This window comes from Mycobacterium sp. E2327 (genome assembly GCF_001672675.1).
Lineage (GTDB): Bacteria > Actinomycetota > Actinomycetes > Mycobacteriales > Mycobacteriaceae > Mycobacterium.
In genome coordinates this window covers 26,424-34,550 of record NZ_LZKE01000212.1, presented here as the reverse complement: position 1 = coordinate 34,550, position 8,127 = coordinate 26,424, and the positions used below count along the sequence as shown (strand labels likewise).

Below are 8,127 nucleotides of genomic sequence, written 5' to 3'. Positions count from 1 at the left end.
GGTGTCCTTCTCGGTACAGAACCGGGCCGTCGCCTATCCCGGCCAGCCGCTCAGCTTCGGCGGCGAGGTGACGGGCAAGCGCCTCACCGAGAGCGGCGCGGGCCTCCTGGATCTCGAGATCGCCGGCCGCCGCGACGACACCGTGCTGATGCCCGGAACCGCGACCGTCGAGCTGCCCCGACGCGGAACGCCGTCGTGACCGGGCTGCGCGGGGAAGCGGCGATCATCGGGATCGCCGAGCTGCCCGCCGAACGGCGCCCGACCGGACCGCCACGGTTCACCCTCGACCAGTACGCGTTGTTGGCGAAGCTGGCCATCGAGGACGCCGGCGTCGACCCCGGCTGCGTCAACGGCCTGCTCACCCACGGGGTGGCCGAATCGGCGATGTTCGCACCGGCCACGCTGTGCGAATACCTCGGCATGGCATTGGATTTCGGTGAGCGGGTGGATCTCGGGGGAGCCACCTCGGCGGGAATGGTGTGGCGCGCCGCGGCGGCCGTGGAGCTCGGCATCTGTGACGCGGCGCTGGCCGTCGTCCCGGGGTCGGCCGCCCTGCCGCAGTCCCAACGGCGGCCGCCGCCGGCACCGAATTGGTATGGGGCGTCGTCGAACACCTACGGCTCCCCGCAGGCCGAGTTCGAGATCCCGTACGGCAACGTCGGCCAGAACGCCCCCTACGCGCAGATCGCCCAGCGCTACGCGGCCGAGTTCGGCTACGACGCCGTCGCCGTCGCAAAGATCGCGGTCGACCAGCGCGCCAACGCCTGCGCGCATCCGGGCGCCGTGTTCCACGGAACCCCGATCACCGTGGACGACGTCCTCGCCAGCCCGATGATCGCCGATCCCATTCACATGCTCGAGACGGTGATGCGGGTGCACGGGGGAGCCGGCGTCCTGGTCGCCAACGCCGACATCGCGCGCCGAAGCCGCAACCGCCCCGTCTGGATCGCGGGCTTCGGTGAGCACATCGCGTTCAAAACCCCGACCTACGCCGACGACCTGCTGCGCACGCCGATCGCGCGCGCCGCCGAGAAGGCGTTCACGATGGCGGGGCTGGACCGGTCCGACGTCGACGTCGCCTCGATCTACGACTGCTACACCATCACGGTGCTGATGAGCCTGGAGGACGCCGGCTTCTGCGCCAAAGGCCAAGGCATGTCCTGGGTCAGCGACCACGATCTCACCTACCGCGGCGACTTCCCCCTCAACACCGCGGGCGGTCAACTGTCCTTCGGTCAGGCCGGGATGGCCGGGGGGATGCACCACGTCGTGGACGGGGCGCGTCAGGTCATGGGCCGGGCCGGCGATGCACAGGTGCCCGGCTGCGACGTCGGGTTCATCACCGGCAACGGCGGGATCATGAGCGAGCAGGTCGCCCTGCTGATCCGGGGGGACTAGCGTGACCGCCGAATACCCCGTGCCCGAGCCCACGCCGGTCTCCCAACCGTTCTGGGACGGCCTGCGCCAGCACCGAATCCTGGTGCAGTACTCGCCGTCGCTGCAACGCCACGTCTTCTACCCGCGCAGCCTGGCCCCCGGTTCCCTTGCCGACGACCTGGAATGGCGCGAAATCGAAGGCGCCGGAACGCTGTACACGTTCACCGTCGCGCGCCGGCCCACCGGCCCGCCCTGGGCCGACGCCCTGCCGCAACTCCCCGCGGTGGTGCAGTGGGACGCCGGGCCACGGGTCAGCACCGAATTGGTGGACGTCGACCCGGCCGACATCCGAATCGGAATGCGGGTTGCGCCCGTGTTTTACGATCTGCCCGAGAGCGGAATCACCTTGCTGAAGTATCGGCCGGCGTGACCGGCGCAGCGGCGGAGGCCACCATGGACGACCCGATCGATGGCGTCGTGCAGGCGATGCTGCGCGAACTGAACGACGGATTTCCGCGCGTGGAGACGATGACCGGGCCGGAAGCGCGCGCCGCGGTCGCCCAGCGACGCGTGCCCGTCGAGAACGTCGGCGACGTTCGCGACACCATCGACCACGCGATCCCGGGCCCGGCGGGCGCCCTCCCGGTGCGGATCTACCACCCACACGGCGAACCGTTCGGCCGTCGTCCCGGGATCGTCTTCTACCACGGCGGCGGATTCGTGTTCTGCGACATCGAGTCCCACGACGGCTTCTGCCGCGCCCTGGCGCGCGGCGCCCAGGCCGTCGTCGTGTCCGTCGGCTACCGCCTGGCCCCCGAGCACCCCGCGCCCGCGGCCGCGCTCGACGCCTTCGCCGCGTACTGCTGGGTGGTAGAACACGCAGCCGGGCTTGGCATCGACCCCATGCGGACGGCGGTCGCCGGCGACAGCGCCGGCGGGAATCTCGCGGCCGTCACCGCGATCCTGTGTCGCGAACGAGGGATCGCCCCGCCGGCCGCCCAACTGTTGCTCTACCCGGCCATCGACCCGTCGTTCGACACCGACAGCTACCACCGCTACGGCACCGGATACTTCAACACCCGCGCCGCGATGCAGTGGTACTGGCGGCAATACCTCGGCGCCGACAGGCTCGTCGACCCGCCCTACCTGGTGGCGCCCGCCCGAGCGGATTCTCATGCGGACCTACCCCCAGCGGTGATCGCGACCGCCGGGCTGGATCCGCTGCACAGCGAGGGATGCCACTACGCGCACTGCCTGCGCAGCGCCGGGGTACCGGTCGTGCATCGCGATTTCCCGGGATTGTTCCACGGGTTCATGACGATTCAATCCTTTCCGCCGGCGGCCTCGGCGCGCGAGATGATATGCGGCGACCTGCGCGGGCTCCTCGCGCCGACGCGTTGCGAGGCGACATGACCGATACGGACGTCATCGTCATCGGCGCGGGGTTCGCCGGGCTGTATGCCGTGCACCGGGCGGCCTCGGCGGGGTTGTCGGTAATCGGCATCGAGGCGGCTCCCGACGTGGGCGGCACGTGGTACTGGAACCGCTACCCAGGCGCGCGGTGCGACGTCGAAAGCGTCGATTACTCATACTCATTCGACGAGGAACTGCAGCAGAGCTGGACCTGGACCGAACGCTTCGCCGCGCAGCCGGAGATCCTGGCCTATCTCCGCCACGTCGCCGACCGGTTCGACCTGCGCCGCCACTACCGGTTCGGCGTCGACGTGGTCGGCGCCGACTTCAACCAGGACGACCGGCGCTGGCACGTGCGCACCTCCGGCGGCCACCAGCACGCCGCGCGTTATCTGTTGTGCGCGACGGGCTGCCTTTCGGCGGTGAACCGCCCCGACATCCCCGGCGTCGGCGACTTCGCCGGCGAGGTGTACTTCACGGCGGAGTGGCCCGGCGAGGATCCGGACCTGCGCGGCAAATGGGTGGGGCTGATCGGCACGGGTTCGTCTGGCATTCAAGCGGTTCCGCTGATCGCCGCCGAGGCCGAGCGGCTGGTGGTGTTCCAGCGCTCGGCGAACTACAGCATCCCAATGCCCAACCGCCCATGGTCTCCCGAGGAACAGCAACAGATCCGGGAGGACTACCCGGAGCGCCGCCGGCTCTCGGCCTACGCCTCGGCGGGCACGCCGCACGGCACCTACCCTAAGAAGGCGGTCGACACCGAACCGCACGAGCGCGTCGATGCCCTGTGGCGGCGCTGGCGCGAGGGCGGCGTGCTGTTCGCGAAGACCTTCCCCGATCAGAACAGCGACCCGGCGGCCAACGACATCGCAAGGAAATTCGCCGAGGAACGCATCCGGGAAATCGTGCACGATCCCGTCGTCGCCGCCGATCTCATCCCGGTCGACCACCCGATCGGGACCAAGCGGATCTGTACCGACGCAGGCTATTACGCGACGTTCAACCGCGACAACGTTCGGCTGGTGAACCTGCGCCGCGAGCCCATCGACTCCATCACCGGTGAGGGCGTGCGAACCAGCGAGGCCACCTACCCGTGCGACGTGCTGGTCTTCGCGACCGGCTTCGACGCGCTGACCGGCGCGCTGACCCGGATCGACCCGAGCGGGCCCGGCGGAGTGCGGCTGCGCGACGTCTGGGCCGACGGCCCGCTGACGTTTCTCGGCCTGATGGTGCCCGGCCTGCCCAACCTGTTCACCATCAGCGGGCCCGGCAGCCCGTCGGTGCTGGCCAACATGGTCCTGCACGCCGAGGTGCAGATCGACTGGGTGATCGAACTGATGCTCACGGCCCGCCGACTCGGCCTGAGCGAGGTGGAACCGCGCCGCGACGCCGCCGAGGCCTGGACCCGCCACGTGGCACAGGCCGCCGACCAGACGCTGTTCCCCAAGGCCGCGTCGTCGTGGTACCTGGGCGCCAACATCGAAGGCAAGAAGCGCGTATTCATGCCCTACGCGGGAGGATTCGGCAACTACCGGCGGCACTGCGACGCGGTGGCCGCGCACAACTACGCCGGGCTGGTGCTGACCACCCGATGACCGAGACAGTCCAGCAACTGCTACGCCAGCGCCGCAACGACGACACGCCCGCGGTCGCCCACGGCGACCGGACGTGGACCTGGCGGCAACATCTGGCCGAGGCCGAGGCGGAGGCGGCCGCGCTGATCGGCCTCGCCGACCCGGCCCGTCCACTGCACGTCGGCGCGCTGCTCACCAACTCCCCGGCGATGCTGCGCGCCATGGCCGCCGCCGCGCTGGGCGGCTACGTGTTGTGCGGGATCAACACCACCCGGCGTGGGCCAGGGCTGCTCGCCGACATCCGCCGATCCGACTGCCAGATCCTGCTCGTCGACGGCGAGCACCTGCCCCTGCTGGAAGGCCTCGCGCTCAACGGGATTCAGGTCATCGACGTAGGCTCGACGCGCTACTCCGACGCGGTCGCCGCGGCCCCGGCCCTGGTTCCGCATCGCGAGGTCACCGCCGCGGGCACCCTGATGATGATCTTCACCTCCGGCACCAGCGGTGACCCCAAGGCCGTCCGATTCGCGCACGGCATGGCGATCATGTGCGGGACCAGCCTGATCTGGCAGTACGACGTCACCGCCCAGGACGTCTGCTATCTGGCCATGCCGCTGTTTCACTCCAACGGCATCGCCGCCGGATGGGCGGTCGCCATCGGCAGCGGCGCCACGATGGTGCCGGCCAAGTTCTCTCCGTCACGCTTCATCGACGACGTACGCCGCTACCAGGTGACCTACCTGAACTATGTCGGCAAGCCGCTCGCGCTGATCCTTGCCACCCCCGAACGTCCCGACGACGCCGACACCTCGCTGCGAATCGCGTTCGGCAACGAGGCGACCGACCGCGACATCGACGAATTCGCACGGCGTTTCGGATGCCGCGTCATCGACAGCTTCGGCTCCAGCGAGTTCGCGGTGATCGTGGTGCGCGAGGACGGCGCCCCACCCGGCTCGATCGGCAAGCCCTACCCGGGAGTCAGCATCTACAACCCGCGAACCCTGACCGAGTGCGCGGTCGCGGAGTTCGACGAGCACGGCGCGCTGACCAATTTCGACGACGCCGTCGGCGAACTCGTCAACACCCAGGGCGCCGGGCCGTTCACCGGCTACTACAACGATCCCGCCGCGACAGCCGAGCGCATCCGGCACGGCATGTACTGGTCGGGTGATCTGGCCTACCGCGACGCCGACGGCTGGATCTATCTGGCCGGGCGCACCGCGGACTGGATGCGGGTGGACGGCGAAAACCTGGCGGCGGCGCCGATCGAGCGGATCCTGGAACGGCTGCCGCAGATCGGTCAGGTCGCGGTTTATGCGGTGCCCGACGAGCGGGTCGGCGACCAGGTGATGGCCGCACTCGTGCTTCGCGACGAAACCGCTTTGGAGCCAGCAGATTTCGAGAAGTTCCTCACCTCGCAGCCAGACCTGTCGCCCAAGGCGTGGCCGCGCTACGTGCGGATCAACGACGACCTGCCCGCGACCGCGACCAACAAGATCCTCAAACGGGAGCTGATCGCCGCCGGCATCACCGCGCAGGGCGGGGTGCTGTGGACGCGCGACGCGCGCGGCACCACCTATAGCGTGTCGCCGTGACTCACCCGGCGTCGGCGGGCGCAATCTGGCTGAGCTGTTCGGTGGCCGCTAAGGCGGGCTTCCACCATTTCGCCAGGGCCAACAGTTCGGTGACCTCCTCGTCGAGGGTCGTCGCCCGGGAGCGCAAAATCGTTGCCACGTCGGGGGATCCGGGCGTGGCGCCCGCGGTCTTGGCTCTGGCGGCGTGAGCCAGTTGTAAGGCTTGCGACGCCGCGTCGTGTTCGGCGGTAGGCACGGAGTTTGCGTGGAGGAACCGGGCCAGCTCGTGCGGCGCTATGTCGCGGAAATAGGGACGTAGATGCAGGATCGCGTCGCGGATTTCGATGATGGTTTGGTGTAGCTGCAGGGTGGTTTTTTGAAATCGATAATTGTCGTGGTCGAGGTTGAAGCTGCTTTCCGGGACCACCGTTGTCAAGCTTGCCCTTAAGGCGGCCAAGTTTTTCCAGGAGCGGCTGATGGGATCCAGTCCGAGGTAACGCAGCACTCGCGCTACGAGCGGAACAGCTCCGAAGCCATACACGATGACTGCTATGCAAAAGGCCTCAAAGCCGTGCAACCGCAGCCGGAACCTCAGCGTGTCAGTCCAGCCGAGCTGATCGGTCGCCGCCGAGACCAGCGCTTCCAGGCAGGCTGCTGCGGTCAGCACACCGACCAGTAGCCCGCCGACGGCGAGGAAGAGGTCACGTTTCTGGGTGCTCTTCCGCACCTCGGCCGCGAACATCCAAATAGCCCGAACCGCCAGCAGGAGAATCATGGCCGTATACAAGCTGCAGGCCAAGACTCCGTCCCAGCCGCCGGCGACTTCAAGGGTTTGACCGGCAACGCGGGCACGGGTCGCCGCGACCAGGTATGCCACGCATAAGATGACCGCGGCCAGGCGGTAATAGCGGTGACCCCGGCGCGTTTCGACCGGTGAGTGCCGAGTCCACAACATCGTAAAGCCAATGAATTCGGTGGCGGCGAAAATCATTGCCGCGGAGGATAATTGCTGGGCGGTGGTGACGGTCAGCAGGGCCCGTTTGGACAGCATGACTTCTACATCGCGCTCACGCAGGAGCTGGATCAGCAGGATCCAGGCCATCAGATTGCTGTAGTACCTCTCGTAGAGGTTGGTCCTGCACCAGCGGAAGCGCGCGGCGAGAAGCACCGCCATGGCGATGATCACGGGCCAGGCGATGAAGCCTGGGACGGTGGAGGTCATCGCCGATGGAAGAAGGCGCTACGCATCATCATCGACGAGCGTTCGTTGGCTTCGGCGGCGGCGATCATCAGCAGGGAAGCGAACATTTCGGCATCGCGCTCTTGCTCGCTGCCGCCATTGCTGCGTCCGAGCACCGCATGCACGGTTTGAGGATCGATATCGGGCAAGACCTGGCGGCACAGGTCGTGTTCGCGCCTCTTGTCCGGGCCGAAAGCAGGACTTCGGTTGTGACCTAGGAGCATGTGCCCGATCTCGTGGCCCACGATCTGGTCGATGTGGTAGTCGGTGGTCCCGATCTCGTGCAGGATCACGTCGTCGTTGTCGCGGGCCAGCCATAGTCCGCATGGACTGTCGGCCAGAGCGGCGGTGTCGGTTGGAATCAATCTGATTGGGCGGCCGCGCAATTCAGCCAGATTGCGGATGAAGACGTCCCTGTCCCAGGGGACCGGGATCGGCTGGCGGCGTGCCAGCGCCAAGATGTCACCATTCGAAAGTGTCATTTACGCCTCCCCCTCACCGCCGACTGGGTGCGCGATCGGCGGAAGTCGCTCAAGCTCGCGAACGCGGTCAAGGATCAGGGCCACACTGTTGAGTGCCTGCGGAGTAAGGCCGCTCGCACGCATGGCCAAATCCCGTACGCCGTTGTCACGCAACGCTTGCAGAAGATTGAGTTGGGCATCGATCTGCGCGTCCGGATCGCGGTCAATGAGATAGCTGGCCGGTACCCCGAAAAACTCGGCGATGGCGCGCAAATGCTGGACCGTTGGGTTGTCCTTGACCCCGCTTCTGAGCTGCCAGAGGTATGCCGGGCTGATCGAGACACCGGTTTGGGTGGTGATAGCGGCCGCGGCGGCGGCATTCGACAGCGGCGGCGTGTCTGGCCGACGCATGATCTCGAAGAGCTTGTTCAGGCGGGCGGCCAGGTCGCCCTTCTCGACGCCTTCAGCATCCCCGTGGCCGCCCATGT

At 67.9% G+C, this 8,127-nt stretch carries 8 protein-coding genes and 1 pseudogene; 6 read left to right on the top strand and 3 right to left on the bottom strand.

All coding sequences use genetic code 11. The annotated features are described in order from the left end of the window. The 6 genes and pseudogenes from A5712_RS24130 to fadD1 form a co-directional block, all read left to right on the top strand. Window positions 1-199 (top strand): annotated as a pseudogene (locus A5712_RS24130) (acyl dehydratase); the annotation flags it as partial. Next, complete coding sequence (locus A5712_RS24125) at window positions 196-1,398, top strand: thiolase family protein (RefSeq protein WP_068110960.1); 1,203 nt, start codon at window positions 196-198, stop codon at window positions 1,396-1,398. The pseudogene A5712_RS24130 and the gene A5712_RS24125, both read left to right, overlap by 4 nt. 1 nt (window position 1,399) lies before the next feature. Next, the gene (locus A5712_RS24120) at window positions 1,400-1,807 is read left to right on the top strand and encodes a Zn-ribbon domain-containing OB-fold protein (RefSeq protein ID WP_068110956.1); all 408 of its coding nucleotides are present in this window, start codon (window positions 1,400-1,402) and stop codon (window positions 1,805-1,807) included. Between the two features lie 23 nt (window positions 1,808-1,830). Beyond that, window positions 1,831-2,790: an alpha/beta hydrolase gene (locus tag A5712_RS24115; protein ID WP_068110968.1), complete on the top strand. Its 960-nt coding sequence runs from the start codon at window positions 1,831-1,833 to the stop codon at window positions 2,788-2,790. After that, window positions 2,787-4,385, top strand: coding sequence for an NAD(P)/FAD-dependent oxidoreductase (locus tag A5712_RS24110; protein WP_068110954.1), 1,599 nt, complete (start codon window positions 2,787-2,789; stop codon window positions 4,383-4,385). The genes A5712_RS24115 and A5712_RS24110 overlap by 4 nt, the downstream gene beginning before the upstream one ends. Continuing rightward, on the top strand, window positions 4,382-5,959 hold the full coding sequence (fadD1, locus tag A5712_RS24105; protein WP_068110950.1) for a fatty-acid--CoA ligase FadD1: 1,578 nt from the start codon (window positions 4,382-4,384) through the stop codon (window positions 5,957-5,959). Before A5712_RS24110 ends, fadD1 begins: the two co-directional genes overlap by 4 nt. 1 nt (window position 5,960) lies before the next feature. On the opposite strand, the gene A5712_RS24100 is transcribed toward fadD1, so the two are convergent. Genes A5712_RS24100 through A5712_RS24090 form a run of 3 tightly spaced genes read right to left on the bottom strand, consistent with a single transcriptional unit; the run spans window position 5,961 to window position 8,125 of the window. Further along, window positions 5,961-7,160, bottom strand: coding sequence for a DUF6545 domain-containing protein (locus A5712_RS24100; RefSeq protein WP_068110947.1), 1,200 nt, complete (start codon window positions 7,158-7,160; stop codon window positions 5,961-5,963). Next, window positions 7,157-7,636, bottom strand: coding sequence for a hypothetical protein (locus tag A5712_RS24095; protein WP_231982221.1), 480 nt, complete (start codon window positions 7,634-7,636; stop codon window positions 7,157-7,159). The genes A5712_RS24100 and A5712_RS24095 overlap by 4 nt, the downstream gene beginning before the upstream one ends. A gap of 24 nt (window positions 7,637-7,660) precedes the next feature. Further along, window positions 7,661-8,125 carry a helix-turn-helix domain-containing protein gene (locus tag A5712_RS24090; protein ID WP_068110941.1) on the bottom strand — a complete coding sequence of 155 codons (465 nt, stop codon included), beginning with the start codon at window positions 8,123-8,125 and terminating at the stop codon, window positions 7,661-7,663. Window positions 8,126-8,127 lie beyond the last annotated feature (2 nt).

Bases quoted from the DNA above. Each gene is read 5' to 3' on its own strand.
- A5712_RS24115 (WP_068110968.1), top strand. From the start codon at position 1,831: ATGGACGACCCGATCGATGGCGTCGTGCAGGCGATGCTGCGCGAACTG.
- A5712_RS24110 (WP_068110954.1), top strand. From the start codon at position 2,787: ATGACCGATACGGACGTCATCGTCATCGGCGCGGGGTTCGCCGGGCTG.
- fadD1 (WP_068110950.1), top strand. From the start codon at position 4,382: ATGACCGAGACAGTCCAGCAACTGCTACGCCAGCGCCGCAACGACGAC.
- A5712_RS24100 (WP_068110947.1), bottom strand. From the start codon at position 7,160: ATGACCTCCACCGTCCCAGGCTTCATCGCCTGGCCCGTGATCATCGCC.
- A5712_RS24090 (WP_068110941.1), bottom strand. From the start codon at position 8,125: ATGGGCGGCCACGGGGATGCTGAAGGCGTCGAGAAGGGCGACCTGGCC.